The 17,934-nt window shown below is 34.8% G+C and carries 12 protein-coding genes; 4 read left to right on the forward strand and 8 right to left on the reverse strand.

Annotated features, from left to right (window positions below; genetic code table 11):
• Nucleotides 1-113: 113 nt before the first annotated feature.
• The 3 genes from J8H85_RS12580 to aspS are packed head-to-tail and all read right to left on the reverse strand — an operon-like array spanning nt 114 to nt 3,968.
• A complete protein-coding gene (locus J8H85_RS12580) occupies nt 114-347 on the reverse strand; it encodes a hypothetical protein (protein ID WP_209655559.1) in 234 nt (77 codons plus the stop codon).
• Between the two features lie 33 nt (nt 348-380).
• A complete protein-coding gene (locus J8H85_RS12585; protein WP_379937211.1) occupies nt 381-2,195 on the reverse strand; it encodes a chloride channel protein in 1,815 nt (604 codons plus the stop codon).
• Between the two features lie 18 nt (nt 2,196-2,213).
• Nucleotides 2,214-3,968 (reverse strand): aspartate--tRNA ligase, encoded by a 1,755-nt coding sequence (gene aspS, locus J8H85_RS12590; protein WP_209655608.1) that lies wholly within the window; start codon nt 3,966-3,968, stop codon nt 2,214-2,216.
• 300 nt (nt 3,969-4,268) lie between these two features.
• Between aspS and J8H85_RS12595 the strand changes: the two genes are divergently transcribed.
• Nucleotides 4,269-7,226 (forward strand): TonB-dependent receptor, encoded by a 2,958-nt coding sequence (locus J8H85_RS12595; protein ID WP_209655560.1) that lies wholly within the window; start codon nt 4,269-4,271, stop codon nt 7,224-7,226.
• A 169-nt stretch (nt 7,227-7,395) separates the two neighbouring features.
• Here J8H85_RS12595 and ggt read toward each other — a convergent pair whose 3' ends face one another.
• The 5 genes from ggt to J8H85_RS12620 form a co-directional block, all read right to left on the reverse strand.
• Entirely contained in the window at nt 7,396-9,114 is a 1,719-nt protein-coding gene (gene ggt / locus J8H85_RS12600; RefSeq protein ID WP_209655561.1) for a gamma-glutamyltransferase, read from the reverse strand.
• Between the two features lie 85 nt (nt 9,115-9,199).
• A complete protein-coding gene (locus J8H85_RS12605; RefSeq protein ID WP_209655562.1) occupies nt 9,200-12,706 on the reverse strand; it encodes an efflux RND transporter permease subunit in 3,507 nt (1,168 codons plus the stop codon).
• An 11-nt stretch (nt 12,707-12,717) separates the two neighbouring features.
• A complete protein-coding gene (locus tag J8H85_RS12610; RefSeq protein ID WP_209655563.1) occupies nt 12,718-13,890 on the reverse strand; it encodes an efflux RND transporter periplasmic adaptor subunit in 1,173 nt (390 codons plus the stop codon).
• A 22-nt stretch (nt 13,891-13,912) separates the two neighbouring features.
• The gene (locus tag J8H85_RS12615; protein WP_209655564.1) at nt 13,913-15,256 is read right to left on the reverse strand and encodes a TolC family protein; all 1,344 of its coding nucleotides are present in this window, start codon (nt 15,254-15,256) and stop codon (nt 13,913-13,915) included.
• A gap of 3 nt (nt 15,257-15,259) precedes the next feature.
• On the reverse strand, nt 15,260-15,865 hold the full coding sequence (locus J8H85_RS12620) for a TetR/AcrR family transcriptional regulator (RefSeq protein ID WP_209655565.1): 606 nt from the start codon (nt 15,863-15,865) through the stop codon (nt 15,260-15,262).
• 213 nt (nt 15,866-16,078) lie between these two features.
• On the opposite strand from J8H85_RS12620, the gene J8H85_RS12625 reads away from it, so the two are divergent.
• From J8H85_RS12625 to J8H85_RS12635, 3 genes are all read left to right on the forward strand, one after another.
• A complete protein-coding gene (locus tag J8H85_RS12625; protein ID WP_209655566.1) occupies nt 16,079-17,053 on the forward strand; it encodes a polyprenyl synthetase family protein in 975 nt (324 codons plus the stop codon).
• On the forward strand, nt 17,053-17,403 hold the full coding sequence (locus J8H85_RS12630) for a hypothetical protein (RefSeq protein ID WP_209655567.1): 351 nt from the start codon (nt 17,053-17,055) through the stop codon (nt 17,401-17,403). The genes J8H85_RS12625 and J8H85_RS12630 overlap by 1 nt, the downstream gene beginning before the upstream one ends.
• Nucleotides 17,404-17,470: 67 nt before the next feature.
• Nucleotides 17,471-17,905 carry an RrF2 family transcriptional regulator gene (locus J8H85_RS12635; RefSeq protein WP_209655568.1) on the forward strand — a complete coding sequence of 145 codons (435 nt, stop codon included), beginning with the start codon at nt 17,471-17,473 and terminating at the stop codon, nt 17,903-17,905.
• The last annotated feature ends 29 nt before the right edge of the window (nt 17,906-17,934 follow it).

A 17,934-nucleotide genomic window follows, 5' to 3' on the forward strand; every position in this document is an offset into this window, starting at 1 on the left:
TGATTACTCCCCTTTTTGATATTACGCTAAAATTATATTGGTGTAAAGTATTAGCATGTAATTTTAAATTAATGACATCTTAAGTTTATGGATGTTACCTAAACATTAAACCACTAACGTTTGTCGCCTTCACGTTCACGCATTTTTTCCAAATTTTCTTTGGTAAGCATGTAATCTTTAACGTTTTTATCTTTCCAGCGGTAATAAGAAAATAAAGGGAAAACAATTAAAAAAAGACCACTTACCCCAAAACCAATCAGTTTTTGTGAATAATCAGATTCTAAAAAATAGCCTGTTAGGATGCTTGCAAATGCCGCTATGAAGAGAAAAAAAATCAGGTATTTCATGACTATGTACGACTTAAGTGGAATGTTGAATTTTTACTTAGTAAAATTAATCAATTGTCTTCTATAAGCGGTTAATAATTTTGACTTCGAAATAAAGCCAACATATTCCCCATTTTTTACAACGGGTAAATTCCAAGCGCTACTGTCTTGAAACTTTCGCATAATATCGGTCATTTTATCTTTTTCAAGGTCTATGATTTCGGGTGCAGGCTGCATAATGTCGGTCGCAACCACATCATTATATAAGGTTTGATCGAACATAACGGGGCGTAAATCATCCAATAAAATGATGCCTAGCAGTGCATTATTCTTTTCATTGACCACAGGAAAAATATTTCGGTTCGATTTTACAACCGCTTGATGTACCATATCACCTAAAGTCATTTTTGGGGTTATGGCTATAAAGTTGTCTTCAATTACTTTATCTATTTCCATGAGGGTTAGCACCGCATGGTCTTTATCGTGGGTGATGAGTTCGCCTTTTCTACCCAATTCCATGTTATAAACCGAATGCGAACTAAAGTATTTGGTAATACCAAATGAAATGGTTGCGGTAAGCATTAAAGGAATGAAAAGTTCGTAACCACTTGTAAGTTCGGCAATTAAGAAAATAGCAGTTAGGGGCGCATGCAAAACCCCAGCGAGCAAGCCTGCCATTCCAACGAGTGTGAAATTGCTTTCGGAAACGGGGGTATTGAACAACCCACAGTTATTAATTACCTTGGCGATGCAATTACCCATGATGCTGCCCATAAAAAGCGTAGGTGCAAAAATACCGCCCACACCACCGGCACCAAAAGTAAGTGCACTGGCTATAATTTTAAAAAACACCAAGCCAGCCAGAAGCAAAATAATGATCCAAATATTGGTTAAATCCATTTGAAAAATATTGTTCTCCAAAGCTTTTTCAGGGTTTCCAGCAATTAGATTATTAATAACATCAAAACCTTCACCGTAAAGTGGTGGAATAAAATAAACTAAAGCGCCCAATAGAAGACCTCCAATAAGTAAGCGTTTAATAGGAGAATTTATTTTATCAAAAAAATTATGAAACTTATCATAAACTTGGGCGAAGTAAATAGAGGTTATTGCCGCAAAAACACCCAAAATCATATAAAACGGGGCATCGGCAAGCACAAACTTATCTTCTATTTTAAATGGCAATAAAATGTCGTCTCCAAAGAAAAAATAAGAGGTTAGAATCGCTGAAAGTGAAGCCAATAAAAGTGGCAACATAGAGGCAATGGTTAAGTCTAAACTAAACACTTCAATAGCAAAAACAATAGCGGCAATAGGTGCTTTAAAAATAGAACTCATGGCACCAGCAGCGGCACAACCAATGAGTAAATTTCGAGTGGTTTGGTTCATGTGGAACATTCGGGAAATGTTTGAACCAATGGCTGCTCCTGTAGCTACAGTGGGACCTTCCAACCCTACCGAACCACCAAAACCAACCGTTAAAGGTGCCGTTAAAATAGAACCAAACATTTGGTATTGTTTCATAACCCCTTTTCGTTTGGAAATAGCAAAAAGTGTAGAAGGAATACCATGGCTTACCTTGTTTCTAATAACGTATTTTATGATGAAATACACAATGGTTAAACCGATAATTGGAAACAAAAAGTAGAAGGCGTGATGGTAGTATTTAATTAAATTCCCCTCTAGCAAGTGTTGAAAAAAGTGGGTTAAGTTTTTTAGGATAACCGCAGCAACACCCGATGTGAAACCAATAACAATACTTAAAAAGTATACAAATTGTCTGTGAGAAATATGTTTGGCTCTCCAGATGAGTACTTGTTTTAAAATGGTTTGTTTCGGCATGTTTAAATCTACTAAAAAATCCTGCATTTTGCAGGATTCTTTTTTTTATTGTTTTAAATTGAGTTTTAGGCTTAACTCGGTTAATTGTGCATCGTCAATTGGTGCTGGGGCATCAATCATCACATCACGACCTGCGTTGTTTTTTGGAAATGCGATAAAGTCACGAATGGTTTCCTGTCCACCCAAAATGGCTACCAATCTATCCAATCCAAAAGCCAACCCACCGTGTGGCGGTGCGCCATATTGAAAAGCGTCCATTAAAAAGCCGAATTGTGCTTTAGCTTCTTCAGGTGTAAAACCTAAATAATCGAACATTAGGGATTGGGTTTCTTTATCGTGGATTCTTATAGAACCGCCACCAATTTCGTTTCCGTTCAACACCAAATCGTAAGCATTGGCTTTAACCTCGCCCGGGTTTGTTTTAAGAAGTTCAATTTGACCTGGTTTTGGCGAGGTAAACGGATGATGCATGGCATGGTAACGCTCGGTTTCTTCATCCCATTCTAAAAGTGGGAAATCCATCACCCAAAGCGGTGCAAATTCTTTAGGGTTTCTAAGTCCTAAACGTTCTGCCAATTCCATACGTAAGGCGCTTAATTGGGTACGCACTTTATGTTTATCGCCAGAAAGCACACAAATTAAATCGCCTGCTTTAGCACCAGTTACTTCTGCCCATTTAGCTAAATCGACTTCATCATAAAATTTATCTACAGATGATTTGTAGGTACCATCGTCATTACAACGTACATACACCATGCCTAAGGCACCAATTTGTGGACGTTTTACCCAATCTATCAATTGGTCTATTTCTTTTCTGGTATAAGCGTTTCCACCTGGAACAGCAATACCCACTACCAACTCAGCACTATTGAAAACACCAAAATCTTTGTGTTGTGCTACAGCGTTAAGTTCGCCAAATTGCATGCCAAAACGAATGTCTGGTTTGTCGTTTCCATACAAACGCATTGCATCGTCGTATAGCATTCTTGGAAATTTTTCAACTTCAACACCGTTCACTTCTTTTAATAAGTGGCGTGTTAAACCTTCAAAAGCATTTAAAATATCTTCTTGCTCAATAAACGCCATTTCACAATCTATTTGTGTGAATTCTGGCTGTCTATCAGCACGTAAATCTTCATCTCTAAAACACTTCACAATTTGGAAATATTTATCCATGCCGCCAACCATCAATAATTGTTTGAAAGTTTGAGGCGATTGCGGAAGCGCATAAAACTGACCAGCATTCATGCGTGAAGGCACTACGAAATCGCGTGCACCTTCGGGAGTCGATTTTATTAAATATGGCGTTTCAACTTCAATAAAACCTTCTTTTGAAAGGTAATTCCTGACTTCTTGGGTTACTTTATGCCTAAAAATCAAGCTGTTTTTAACGGGGTTACGACGAATATCTAAATAGCGATACTTCATGCGTAATTCTTCGCCACCATCTGTTTTATCTTCAATAGTGAACGGTGGCAACAAGGCTTCGTTTAAAATGTTTAATTCTGAAACTAAAATTTCTATATCACCAGTTGGCATGTTCGGGTTTTTGGAAGCACGTTCTATAACCATTCCTTTTACTTGGATAACGAATTCGCGCCCTAGGTTTTGAGCCTGTTCTAACATGGCTTTTGAAGTACGTTCTGCATCAAAAACAAGTTGGGTAATACCGTAACGGTCGCGTAAATCTACCCAAACAATAAAACCTTTATCTCTAGATTTTTGAACCCAGCCTGCAAGTGTAACTTCTTTATTAATGTGTGATGCATTTAACTCACCACAATTATGACTTCTATACATAGTTGAAAATTGAAGTGCAAATTTAATGAAATACCACGGAGTAGACATGTTTTGGTATTATTTTTTAAAGCTATATCAATTTAATTAAATGTATTGAAGACTTTAATTTGCTTATTTTTAAATGACAACAAACAACCTAATAAATACTAACTTTTAGCTTGTTTTTTTAAGAATAACACAGTTTTATAGTTGTTTTTTTGCCAAAACCACACCAAGAATATATAGTGGTTATTTCTTTTTTTTTTAATAAAACATTTTTATACGTAACTTGTAGGTACTAAAACACTAAAAATAACTAACATGAAAAATTTTTTACTCATTAAAATCTGCTTGATAGTAGGTTTGTTTTTTCCAATGGCAATGGCTGCTCAAGGAACAATTACAGGTACTGTAACGGATGTAGGATCTAATACACCTTTACCCGGAGCTAACGTTATTATTAAGGGCACTACCAATGGTGCCATTTCAGACTTTGACGGTAAATTCAGCATCAATGTTGCCAAATTTCCAGTAACGGTTGTAGTATCATCCGTTGGTTTTAATACAAAAGAAATTGTAGTAACTTCAGCTCAAAACATTAAAGTTTCGCTTCAAGAAGGGGTTTCTTTAGACGAAGTTATGTTAATAGGATCAAGAAACCCAAGTAGAACATCGGTTGACACTGCTGTTCCCGTAGATGTTATAGATATGACTGAATTAACTACAGCTGGACCTCAAGTGTCTGTAACACAAATTTTAAATTATGTAGCGCCTTCGTTTTCGTCTAATACCCAAACAGTATCCGACGGAACGGATCATATTGACCCTGCTCAATTGAGAGGTTTAGGACCCGACCAAGTATTGGTATTGGTAAATGGCAAAAGAAGACATACATCTTCTTTGGTAAACGTTAATGGTACTCCAGGCCGTGGTTCTGTAGGCACCGATTTAAATGCAATTCCTGCGGCATCAATAAAAAGAATAGAAGTATTGCGGGATGGTGCTGCGGCACAATACGGATCGGATGCCATTGCGGGCGTTATTAACATAGTATTAAAAAATAATGTTAACGAGTTAACAGCCACAGTAACAACAGGCGCTAACATCTCAAAAAACGCTAACGACCACGATGGCGGTGTAGATGGAGAAAAAACTCAAATCGATTTGAACTATGGAATACCATTAGGTGATAATGGGGGTTTTATTAATTTAACAGGATCATTAACATCAAGAGAGCGTACTTCAAGAGCGAAACCTTTTAGTGGAAGCATTTTCAGTGCTTATAACGCAATAGAATGGCAAGCATATAATGCTGGATTTAATTTATCCGAATTAAGAACCAATTTAGGAGCCATTCAGACTTATGCGCAACTGGTCCCTTATTTTGATAATGCTTTACAAGCACAAATTGCTGGCGCCAGTTCTATTGAAGAATTATCAGGCTACAATATAAGCACAGGCGTAGCGGGTCCAGGGATTTTAAAAGGATTGGCCGATTTTACCGAACAAGAACTTTTAGTTAGAGGTCAAACCAGAAATGATTATAATATGAGCGTTGGTCAATCTGGATTGGATCAAGGACAATTTATGGGAAATCTTGAAATTCCTTTTGGAGATAAAGAAAATGAAACGAAACTGTATGCGTTTGGAGGGTTATCTTATAGACACGGTGATGCTTCCGGGTTTTACAGAACACCAGGAAATGGTGATGGTAGAGGGAATACATTGGCTTATATAAATGGTTTTTTACCAAATATAGAATCTGATATTATTGATAAATCTTTAGGGTTTGGTATAACCGGTAAAATTAATGATTGGAATATTGATTTATCACATACCTGGGGTTTAAATACCTTTGCATATAATATTACCAATACAACAAATTTTTATTTACAAGCTGCTTCACCTACCGAGTTCAACGCAGGACTTAATGGATTTCAACAAAACACAGTTAATTTTGACATGTCTAAATACTATGAAGACATCATGTCTGGTTTAAATATTGCATTTGGAGCAGAATATCGTGTTGAAAATTTCTTTATTGAAGCAGGTGAAGAATCATCTTATGAACGCTATGATATTAATGGCGATATCGCAAATGGAGTAGCCATTAGTAACGACCCTTCATTGAAGGTGACAAATTTTTATGGAGGTCAAGCGGCTGAAGGCGCTCAGGTTTTTAAAGGGTTCACACCAGAAAACGCCGTAGATGCCAAAAGAAATAGTATGGCTTTGTATGCAGATGTTGAGGCTGACTTAACTAAAGATTTTTTGATGAGTGCCGCTGTACGTTTTGAGGATTTTAGCGATTTCGGTAGTACCTTAAATGGAAAATTAGCCATGCGCTATAAAGTGGGAGAAAACACAAATATAAGAGGTGCATTAAGTACCGGGTTTAGAGCGCCCTCATTACACCAACAGTTTTATAGTAAATCGAACACTTTATTTAACGATCAAGGCATCGCTCAAGAAGTTGGTACATTTACCAATAACTCTCAAGCTGCTAAATTGTTTGGTATCCCTAAACTGAAAGAAGAAACATCATTTAATGCCAGTTTAGGATTTACTTCTAAGATTCCTGACGCCAATTTAACGGTTACCGTTGATGGTTTCTTTATTGCCATAAAAGATAGAATTACTTATACTGGAAATTTCGCAAATCCTAACAATGGCAGCCCATTAGTTGATGTTTTTGTTAATCTAGACATTAGTCAAGCAGCATTTTTTGCAAACGCTATAGATACAGAAACAAAAGGTTTGGACGTAGTTGTGTCTCACAAAACGAATGTTGGCAAAGGGAAATTAACAAATAACTTGGCTGCAACATTTTCTAAAACTACAAAGGTTGGTGCTACAAAAGGGAGTGATATTTTAACCGATGCCGGATTATTAAATACTTATTTTGATGAATCTTCCAGAATTTATTTAGAAATGGCTATTCCAAGAGTAAAAGCGAACTTAGCAAATAACTTAGATATGGGGAATTGGAACTTCTTTTTAAGAAATGCTTTTTTTGGAAGTGTTGAAGATACTGGAAATTTAACAGGTGGTGGCCATCCTGAAATTGGATCGGTAGTGGTAACAGACTTAACCGTAGGATATAATTTTAATGATTCTTTAAGATTAACAGTGGGTGCCAACAATTTATTTGACATTTATCCAGATACATTGCCAGATTATTTAACATCAAGTAACCAATTTGTATATTCAAGACGTGTATCACAATTTGGAAATAATGGACGTTATGTTTTTGGTAGAATAAGTTTTAATTTGAAATAATATATTTTATATAGAAAAAACGAGGCTGTCTGAAAAGTGTAACTCAATGTCATATTGAGCCTGTCGAAATATTTTAATTACTGTTAATCAATATCGGTTTCGACAAGCTCAACCTGACAATGTAGACACAAAACACTTTTCAGGCAGCCTCGTTTTTTTATTTTTAGAATTAAAATCCAACAGCCGAATCATCGCCTCTATAATCTGCACCGCCTTCTAGATGGCCATTATCTAAAATAAGAATACCATCTACTTTACCAATAACCGGAGCATCTTTTTCATTTATAAAATACCCCAATGCTTTAAGTTTTTTTATGGTGTCTTCATCAAATGACTTGGGCTCCATTCTAATTTCATCAGGTAACCACTGGTGATGAAACCTGGGAGCGTTTACAGCTTCTTGCATGGTCATGTTAAACTCATAAACGTTTAATATTGTTTGTAAAACAGACGTTATGATAGTAGAACCGCCAGGTGTACCTACTGACATAAATAGTTTTCCGTCTTTTTCAATAATGGTAGGGGTCATAGAACTTAACATACGTTTTTCTGGAGCAATGCTATTTGCTTCCGAGCCTATTAACCCAAACATATTTGGCGCTCCCACTTTACTGCTAAAATCGTCCATTTCATTATTTAAGAAAAAACCGAGTTCAGAACAATATAGTTTTGATCCATATGCGCCATTTAAGGTTGTTGTAGCTGAAATGGCATTTCCATAAGAATCTATTATGGAATAGTGTGTGGTTTCATCACTTTCAACAATTTCAATATTGCCGTGGCTTACAGTGCTTGAAGGCGTTGCTTTATAAAACGAAAAATCTTTCATTCGGTTCTTTAAATAAGCACTACTTATTAAAGTTTTAATAGGAATTTCTATAAAATCTGGGTCGCCTAAAAAATAATTTCTATCTGCATACGCACGTCTTTCGGCTTCTGTTACAACTTGAATCATTTTTACAGAATTGTGCTCAAAATTATTTAAATTATAGGGTTCAATCATTTTTAAAATCTGCGCTAAGCTAATACCTCCGCTTGATGGAGGTGGCATTGAAATAATTTTTAAGTCTTTATAATTAAAGGTAATGGGAGTTCTCCAAATTGGTTTGTACTTAATAAGGTCTTCTTTTGTTATTATACTTCCATTGTCTTGTAGAAATTTTACTAAAACATTAGCTGTTTCACCTTTGTAAAACTCATCTTTTCCATTTAATAAAATACGTTTTAAGGTGTTTGCTAGCTGAAGGTTTTTAATGGTGTCTCTCTTTTTCCAGTTTTTTTCATATAAAATAGAATCTTTATTTACCTGCCTAAAAAAGGTTTGGTATCCCGCTATTCTTTCTTCTTGTTTTTCTGTAACCACATAACCTTTAGTAGCTAATTCGATAACAGGGTTTAACAAATCCTCTATGGGTAGTAGTCCAAATTTTTCATAAACTTCAAACATTCCAGCAATGGTTCCTGGTACGCCTATAGATAAGCCACCAAGTGTACTTTTACCGGGAATGATATGGCCATCTTTATCAAGATACATGTTTTTGGTTGCGGCTATTGGGGCTTTTTCTCTATAATCTAAACTGCCAACATCTCCATTTTCCATTCTGTAAACCATAAAACCACCTCCGCCTAAATTGCCTGCATATGGATAAACAACAGCCAAAGCCAACTCGGTAGCAACCATGGCATCAAATGCATTACCCCCATTTTTAAGTATTTCAGCACCTATATTAGAAGCTTCAATCCGTGCAGATACCACCATAGCCTTTTCTGTAATTAAACCTCTGGAGCCATGTTGGTTTTTTACCAAAGGAATTTTAGACTCTTTGCAAGAATTTAATACTAGTAATAGTACTATGGTTTTAAAAATATATATTAGGTTTATGCTCATAACTTTTAATCAAGGTAATTATTTCTTGTTAAATATAAAAGCCTTAACTCATGTTAAGGCTTTATTTGTTTTAAACGATTATTTACTACTCTATAATTTCTAGCTCTGGGCCAGTGGTTTCAGATGTTGTTTTGCTGCGTATCCACATTTTTAATTGCATGGTTAGGTAAAATAATATGGGAACCACGATTAAGGTTAAGAAAGTGGCTATTAGCAATCCGTAAATAACGGTCCAAGCTAATGGACCCCAGAAAACCACATTGTCTCCTCCCATATAAATATTAGCATCAAAATCTTTAAACAAGGTGAAAAAATTAATGTTCAAACCAATAGCTAATGGCACTAAACCAAGTATGGTTGTAATAGCGGTTAATAATACAGGCCGTAAACGTGCTTTTCCAGCTTTCACAATACTTTCAAATAAATCTTCTTTTTCTAGAAATTCGCTTTCATCCAAATCTAAATTATTTTTCTTTCTATCAATTAAAAGTTGGGCATAATCGAGTAGTACCACGCCATTATTTACCACAATTCCTGCGAGTGAAATAATACCCACCATGGTCATCATGATAACAAAAGAACTTCCAGTAATTACAATACCACCAAAAACACCAATAAAACTCAAGAAAATTGCTAACATGATAATTGCCGGTTTTGAAATGGAATTGAATTGGAATATTAAAATGAAGAAAATCAATCCAAGACCGGTTAAAAATGCACCATTTAAAAAGTTTTGTTGTTTTGTTTGTTCTTCGATTTGGCCTGTGTAATCTACTTTAATGTTGTTTGGCAATCCTTCAAAGCTTTTCATTTCATTTTGAATTTGGGCAATGATTGCCCCAGCATCAATAAACCCAGGGGATAACGCCGAATATACAGTAACTACACGTTTTGTGTCTTTATGTTTAATAGCACTAAAGCCCGAGTTATTTTCGTGTTTAGCAACCGCGGAAATTGGAATTTCCTTAAGTTGCCCTTCATTGTTTCTAAAAGTTATATTCTGGTTGAATATTGCACTGGTATTATAGCGGTTTTCTTCATTGAAGCGGACATAAATATCATAATCCTCGCCATCTTCTTTATAAATCCCAGCTTTTGAACCAAAGATAGAATTTCGCAATTGCTGCCCAACTTGTGATGCACTAATACCTAATTCACCTGCTTTTTCTCTATCAACTACTACCTGCATGGAGGGTTTGTCTTTATTTACATCAATTTTAAGCTCATCAATTCCGGGAATGTTTTTACCATTGATAAATTCGCGCATGCTTTCGGCAGTTGCGATTAATTCATTGTAATCATCACCTTCTATTTCTATATTAATAGGTGAACCCGCAGGTGGACCAGCAGCATCTTTTTCAACCGAAATTAAAACCCCAGGATAAATACCTACTAAATCTTCTTGCACTTTTTGGCGCAACACCTCACTGTCTTCTCCACGACGGTATTTATACTCGCGCATCGAAGCTGTAATTTTAGCTTTATGAGGCATTTCTGCTGAAGAACCACCATCAGTTTGTGGATTTCCAGCGCCTTCGCCAACTTGCGATACAGCACTTTCAACCATAAAGTTGGTTCCTCCATCCATATATTGACTATTGTTGATTACCTTATAAACACGTTTTTCAATTTCTTTGGTAATGGCATTGGTTTTTTCAATGGCTGTTCCTTGTGGATATTCTATATATACAATAATTTGATTCGGTTTATTGTCTGGGAAGAATTCTACTTTGGTACGTTGTGTTGCTAAAGAAGCTCCAAAGGCTATAAAAGAAAGTATTAATAAAATAAAAGTTCCAATACTTAATATATATGGTTTTCTGCCAGAAAGGGCACGACGTAATTGGCGTTCGTACCAATTTTCTAATTTCACCAAGGTGTTTTCTTGGAAATTATTAGCCCATTTACGTAAAAACAATCGGTAAACCCAAAGCATAATAGCAGTGAATACCATAATGGTACCTAAGGCTCTATACTCGCCACCAAAAATGAACACCAAAATACCTATAACGGCCATGATACTGGTGTTTCTTATAATTTTATTTAACGGCATGTCTTTGTCTTCAGTATTCATGAATTGGGACACTAATACTGAGTTAAAGAAAATAGCAACAAATAACGAAGAGCCTAAAACTACAGATAGTGTGATGGGTAAAATCATCATAAATTCCCCCATAATACCTGGCCATAAACCTAATGGGATAAATGCTGCTACCGTTGTTGCTGTTGAAATAATAATAGGAAATGCAATTTCACTAATACCCATTTTTGCAGCTTCCATACGGCTCATACCTTCTTCATCCATAAGGCGATACACATTTTCAACCACCACAATACCATTATCTACCAACATACCAAGCCCCATAATTAACCCAAAAAGCACCATGGTATTTAAGCTTTGCCCCAGCATCTCTAAAATCATAAGAGACATGAACATGGACATTGGTATTGCAAACCCCACGAAAATGGCATTTTTAAATCCTAAGAAGAACATTAAAACGGTAACTACCAGAATAACCCCGAATATGATATTGTTTACTAAATCATCTACCTGACCAATGGTTACAGACGATTGATCGTTGGAAATAGTAACTTTTAAATCTTGAGGAAACACGTTTTCAATAGCATCTTTAACAATAACCTGAATTTGCTCTGCGGCAGCAACCATGTTTTTTCCAGCACGTTTTTTAACGTCGAGCATTACAACAGGTTCTCCAAATTCTCTAGCATACGTTGTTTTGTCTTCTTCCTTAAATGAAACAACTGCAACATCTTTAAGGTAAATGGCATGTCCGTGTTCAGATTTCACAACAAAGTTTTCCAATTCTGAAGGACTATCTATTTCACCTAAAATACGAATGGTACGACGTTGCCCACTAGCTATTAAATTTCCGGCAGACATGGTAACGTTACCACCGTTTATGGCGTTAATAACATCACTAAAAGTAACTTTGGCAGCCATCATTTTGTAAATATCTACCGCTACCTCAACCTCTTTTTCTTGGGCGCCACGAATGTCAACTTTTTTAATTTCCTGTAAATCTTCAATTTCATCTTGAAGATATTCGCCAAATTCCTTTAATTTTTCGATAGGATAATCGCCTGAAATATTAATATTTAGGATAGGCATTTCTTCTGAAAGACTAAGCTCGAACACATCTGGCTCAACTTTGGCACCATTAAAGGTTGGCCAATCTTCACCAGAAGTTTCAGTGTCTATTTCATCTTTCACCTTTTGTTTGGCTTGTTCTACGGTTATGTTTTCGTCAAATTCAACAACCAACATACCATAATCTTCTTGCGATGTTGAGGTGATTTCAACAACATTACTCACCGTTTTTAACTTGTCCTCAAGCGGATCTACAATAAGTTTTTCTATATCTTCTGCTGTATTACCAGGAAATACAGAACTTACATAAATTTTGGTTTCGTTTACTTCGGGAAAATTTTCTCTAGGCATGCTGAAAAAAGCAGAAGCACCTAAATAAAAAATAACCGCAATAAGTACATACATGGTGGTTTTATTGTCGATTGCCCACGATGATAAACCAAATTCTTTATCGACCTGTTTTTTCTTTTTTTCTTTAGTCATTAGTATTTGGTTTAGTATTTAATTACTTTAACGGTTTGACCATCTTTAACACTCCGTGCACCCTCATGAACAATTTCGGCATTGTTTTCTATGCCTTCTAAAACTTCAATAACATCTCCTTGGGTTTTGCCTGTTTTTATTATAATTCTATTGGCAACACCTTCATTATTTTCATTTTTGTTTTTTACAACATAAATATATTGTTCACCATTGGCATTTTCTGAGATGATACTTTGAGGAACCAATAAAGCTTTTTCATTGGTATAATCGTTAATTTTAAGTTTTGCAGTTAAGTTTGGCTTTATAGCTCTTTCTTTATTTGGCACAGCTACTTCTACTTTAAAGGTTCTGTTGTCTGGGTTTATAACATCGCCCGCTTGACGCACTTTAGTATCGATTGATTTTCCCAATACAGGAAATTCTACTGTTACATTTTTTCCTTTTGTTACATCTGCAATATAACTTTCGGGCACATCGGTTTCTATATACATATCGTCAAGGTTTACAATACGCATTAATGGCGATTGACCAGCGGCTACCACACTACCTTGTTCCGTAATAACATCATCAATAGTTCCAGAAAATGGTGCTCTTACATTGGTTTTGGCTATTTGTTGTTGTAATTGTTTTACAGATCTGCTTTGGGCTTCATAAGTTGATTTTGCCTGTAAAAATTGAATTTCACTTCCAATACGTTGATCCCAAAGACGTTTTTGACGTTCAAAAGTCGTTTTTGCTAATTCAGTTTGAATTTCTAATTGCGCTAATTGTTGGCTTAATCCACCATCATCAATTTTTGCAAGCAATTGCCCTTTGCTTACTTTTTGTCCTTCTTTCACATAAACATTGGTTAAAATACCATTGAATTCTGGCGTAATCACTAATAAGTTTTTAGTAGTTACATTTCCTTGAATTTCCAATACGTGATTAAAAACTTCTTGTTTTGCAGTAAAAGTGGTAATTAAAGGTATGTGTTTTACAGTGTCAATTTTTGTAATTGCTTCATCCAGTTGTTTTATTTTAGCATGAATAGCTTCTTGCTCATTAACTAATTCGGCACGTTTGGCACGAATGGTTTCTAAGTTGTTGCTTTCTAAAACCTTTTCAACTGAGTTTTTTTTCTTTTCGCCACCACAAGAGACTAAAAGGACAGTTACGATTAATAAAGAATATATATGTTTCATTTTTTAGTGTTTTTTATGTTGATTAGTTATTGATTGAATTCAGTATCGTTTCCAATTCTGCTTTTTTGTTTATCACATCCAGCATGGCTTGTAAAAACTCTTGTTGAGCCGTGTATAATTGGGTTTGTGCTTGTCTTAAATCGAAACTAGAAGCAATACCTTCAAAAAACTTGGTTTGGTTTTTTTGTTCGATGCGTTCTGCAAGATTTAAGTTTTGCTTTTTGTTATCGTAATCTTCAATGGCAAATTGATAATCGCTTTTTGCTGCTGCGGTTTGAAGTTGAAGTTTTTGTTCGGTTTCAATTAAATCATCTTTTGCCTTTTCTAAATTTATTTGGGCACGCTGTGTAGCAGCACTTCTCCCTAAAGAGCTAAAAATTGGGATGTTCAAGTTTACTCCAAATAGTGATGAACCAAACCATTTTTGGTCTTTATTAGTAAACTCGAAATTATCGCCATAGGCGCTGTAACCTCCATTTATAAAAGCATTTAAGGTTGGTAAAGCTTTACTTTTTTCAAGTTTAAGAAGTAGCTCTTTAGCTCGTTTGTCGTTTTCGGCAATTTGAAAATCGATGGAGTTATCTAAATTTAAATCGGAATCAACCAGATCTAAAGATATATTTTGAACCGTTAAACTTTCAAGACTATCAGTTAATACCGTTTTATTATAAACATGCAAACCTAAAGTGATGTTTAGCATTTGGTACGCCAACGTTTTTAATCGGGTGGTATTATTTAATGAACTGTTTACACCTGACAATGTTATTTGAAGTTGCTCCACGCTTTCTTCTTCTTCCAAACCATTTTCAAACATTTTTGACAAATCGTTTAGATTTTTTTCAAGAATTGCTTTGTTTTTTTCAATAATAGCAAAACTTTCTTCTGCCAACAGCACGTTTCCGTAGGCGTTAATCACAGCTTTTCTTACCTCTAAATCGGTTTTAACTTTAGCATTTTTTGATATTTCTAAAAACACTTTAGCCGATTGTAAACCTACTAGATAAGAGCCATCAAATAGTTTTTGAGTTAAGGTTGCTGTTGCGGTGGCACTTTGTTTTGTACCAAAGGTAACTTCGGCAAATTCACCAGGGTTACCACCAAAAAATTCGGCAGGAATTAAAGAGACTTGTTGTTTTAACCAGTTTTGATAGCCAACTTCAGCAGAAATTTGGGGCAAACCCGTTGATGTGGTTTCCCATTTTTGATGCTTTGCCGCTTCAATATCTCGTGTCGCATTTTTTGCAGTTCTATTGTTTTGAAGTGCGTAGTTTATGGCTTCCTGTAACGAAAAACTTTGTGTGTTTTCTTGAGAAAACATACTTATTGAAAGTAATAAACTAAGTAAAAGTATTAGTTTTTGTTTCATATTTTATGATTGATTGTTGTTTAAATATTGGGTTAAATGTTCAAGGCCATTAGGGGTGCAAATGCCTCTTATGTGATATTCTAAATAATGGTTCATTAAATCGTTCATAGAAAAATTGTTTAATGGAAAAAGTTCTTTGTCCTTTAAAGCCATCATACAATTGAAATATATTTTAGAAATAAATTCAACACTTATAGTGTCTCTGTATAATCCTAGTTTTATACCACGGCCTAAATTACTAGTAACGCATTCTTCCATAACACATGACTGTTTCGACTTTAACGATTCAAATATTTTTGGGTAATATTTTTGAAGCTGGTATTGTGGTGACGATTTTTCATCTTTCAGATGTATCATCAAAAAACGTTTTATTTCATAAACTTCCTCAATAGGATTGTTTTCTTGTTCAATAATTTCTTCAATACCTTTTGAAATTAAATCAAACATGTATAAGGTAGTCCCTTTTACCAGTACGTTTTTGTTCTCAAAATATTGATAAATCGTTTTTTTTGACATGCCAAGTGCATTGGCAATATCGTCCATCGTCACACTCTTAAACCCGTAGGTTAAGAATAAATCGGCTGCTGTTTTTAAAATATCTTCTTTCATGGGGTCCTATCCATTTTTTCCTCTGTCACATGTTGCATCCATACAACCATTCATTTAAGTATCTCATTTTTAGTTATGGATGTTTCATAATTCGGGGCAAATGTACAACAGGAAACTTTAAAAACAAAAAAAGTTTCCATAGTTTTAACGATTTATTAATATTGTGAAATAAAGTAGTTGCATTAGTAGACGCATTTACATTATTTTTGTTTCATGCAACATGTACAATTTTATCAAGACGAATTCACCTCATTTTTAAATGGGTTCACAACACAACGAGAACCAGTTTCACTTTATAATCCCATAAATTATATTTTACAATTAGGTGGTAAACGCTTAAGACCTGTGTTGACTTTAATGACTGCTGAAATTTTTAATGTGGAGTACACAAAAGCGCTGGATGCTGCTTTAAGTATTGAAGTATTTCATAATTTCTCGTTGGTACATGATGATATTATGGATGATGCACCTTTGCGTCGCGGACACCAAACGGTACATGAAAAGTGGAACATCAATACGGGGATTCTTTCGGGCGATGCCATGTTAATTATGGCGTATCAATTGTTTGAAAATTATGAACCAAACACCTTTCAAGCGCTGGCTAAATTATTTAGCAAAACAGCCTTAGAGGTTTGCGAAGGGCAACAATACGATGTTGATTTTGAAACACGAAATGACGTTTCAGTTTCAGAATATTTAAAAATGATTGAATATAAAACAGCTGTTCTGGTTGGTGCCGCTATGAAAATGGGGGCTATTGTTGCGAACTCTTCAGCACAAGATCAGGATAATATATATGAATTTGGTAAAAATTTAGGTATTGCGTTTCAATTACAAGACGATTATTTAGATGCCTTTGGCGACCCAAAAACCTTTGGTAAACAAGTAGGTGGCGATATTATTGAAAACAAAAAAACCTATTTATATATTAAAGCATTAGAGTTTTCAGAAGAAAAAAACAAGCTGAAACTTTTAGATTTGTTTAGTGAAACGATTGAAGAAAACGAAAAAAAAATTGAAAATGTAAAAGCTATTTTTATTGAGAGTGGTTCAGCTGAAGCTACAAAAAAGGCTATTGAATATTTTACAAACAAAGCTTTTAGTGTTTTAGAAACCATGTCAATTTCTGAGGACAAAAAAGCTGTTTTAAAAGCCTTTGGTATTAACCTTATGAATAGAAATGTATAATGCAATTACCCAAAACTTTTGAAGATTTAATTGAAAATGCCAATCAATTAAGTTTGTACCAAAAATTAGTACTTCAGCTTAATAAAGATTTTTTGTTGGCAAATATCAATTTGGATTTTCATGAAGATGTATTGCCATCAAGCCTTAAACTGATGCTTCACGAAACGGTTTATAAGCTTATTCAAGAAAAATTTACCGATTATTTAAACCTACTTTATATTGTAGATGTTTCAGAAAAAGAGGTTAAAGCTTTAAATGGTGAAGATTTGCTTAAACTCTCTGAAGATGTTTCGTTTTTAATTTTAAAACGCGAATGGCAAAAGGTGTGGTTTAGAAATAAGTACAAATAATTTAATTAAGATATTTTTGTCCTAATTAAATTATTTTCCATACATTTGTATAAAATTTAGAATTAATATGTTTTCAAAAGCTTGTGAGTATGGTATTAAAGCGTGCATTTTCATAGCAATAAATTCGTATGAAGGAAAGCGTGTGAGCCCTAAAGAAATAGCTGAGGAAATTAATTCACCACAAGCCTTTACTGCCAAAATTCTACAAGCTTTAGTAAGACATAACATTATAGAATCCGTTAAAGGCGCTTATGGTGGTTTTGAGGTAAGTAAAAACGAAATTAAACATATTAAACTCGCACAAATTGTAAAGGCTATTGATGGCGATAGCATATACAACGGTTGTGGTTTAGGTTTGGAAAAATGTGATGAAAACCACCCATGCCCTGTACACGATAAGTTTAAAGGGGTTAGGGACGAATTAAAATACATGTTAGAAAACACAAGCTTAGAAGAATTAGCACTTAATATAAAATCTGGAGCTTCATTTTTAAAGGCTTAAAAAAATTTGAATATAAATAGGATAAAATT

This window comes from Mariniflexile gromovii (assembly GCF_017814435.1).
GTDB lineage: Bacteria > Bacteroidota > Bacteroidia > Flavobacteriales > Flavobacteriaceae > Mariniflexile > Mariniflexile gromovii.

Coding starts and splice junctions, on each gene's coding strand:
- J8H85_RS12610 (WP_209655563.1), bottom strand. CDS start 13,890: ATGAAACATATATATTCTTTATTAATCGTAACTGTCCTTTTAGTCTCT.
- J8H85_RS12580 (WP_209655559.1), bottom strand. CDS start 347: ATGAAATACCTGATTTTTTTTCTCTTCATAGCGGCATTTGCAAGCATC.
- J8H85_RS12615 (WP_209655564.1), bottom strand. CDS start 15,256: ATGAAACAAAAACTAATACTTTTACTTAGTTTATTACTTTCAATAAGT.
- aspS (WP_209655608.1), bottom strand. CDS start 3,968: ATGTATAGAAGTCATAATTGTGGTGAGTTAAATGCATCACACATTAAT.
- ggt (WP_209655561.1), bottom strand. CDS start 9,114: ATGAGCATAAACCTAATATATATTTTTAAAACCATAGTACTATTACTA.
- J8H85_RS12605 (WP_209655562.1), bottom strand. CDS start 12,706: ATGACTAAAGAAAAAAAGAAAAAACAGGTCGATAAAGAATTTGGTTTA.
- J8H85_RS12625 (WP_209655566.1), top strand. CDS start 16,079: ATGCAACATGTACAATTTTATCAAGACGAATTCACCTCATTTTTAAAT.
- J8H85_RS12635 (WP_209655568.1), top strand. CDS start 17,471: ATGTTTTCAAAAGCTTGTGAGTATGGTATTAAAGCGTGCATTTTCATA.
- J8H85_RS12585 (WP_379937211.1), bottom strand. CDS start 2,195: ATGCAGGATTTTTTAGTAGATTTAAACATGCCGAAACAAACCATTTTA.
- J8H85_RS12595 (WP_209655560.1), top strand. CDS start 4,269: ATGAAAAATTTTTTACTCATTAAAATCTGCTTGATAGTAGGTTTGTTT.
- J8H85_RS12620 (WP_209655565.1), bottom strand. CDS start 15,865: ATGAAAGAAGATATTTTAAAAACAGCAGCCGATTTATTCTTAACCTAC.
- J8H85_RS12630 (WP_209655567.1), top strand. CDS start 17,053: ATGCAATTACCCAAAACTTTTGAAGATTTAATTGAAAATGCCAATCAA.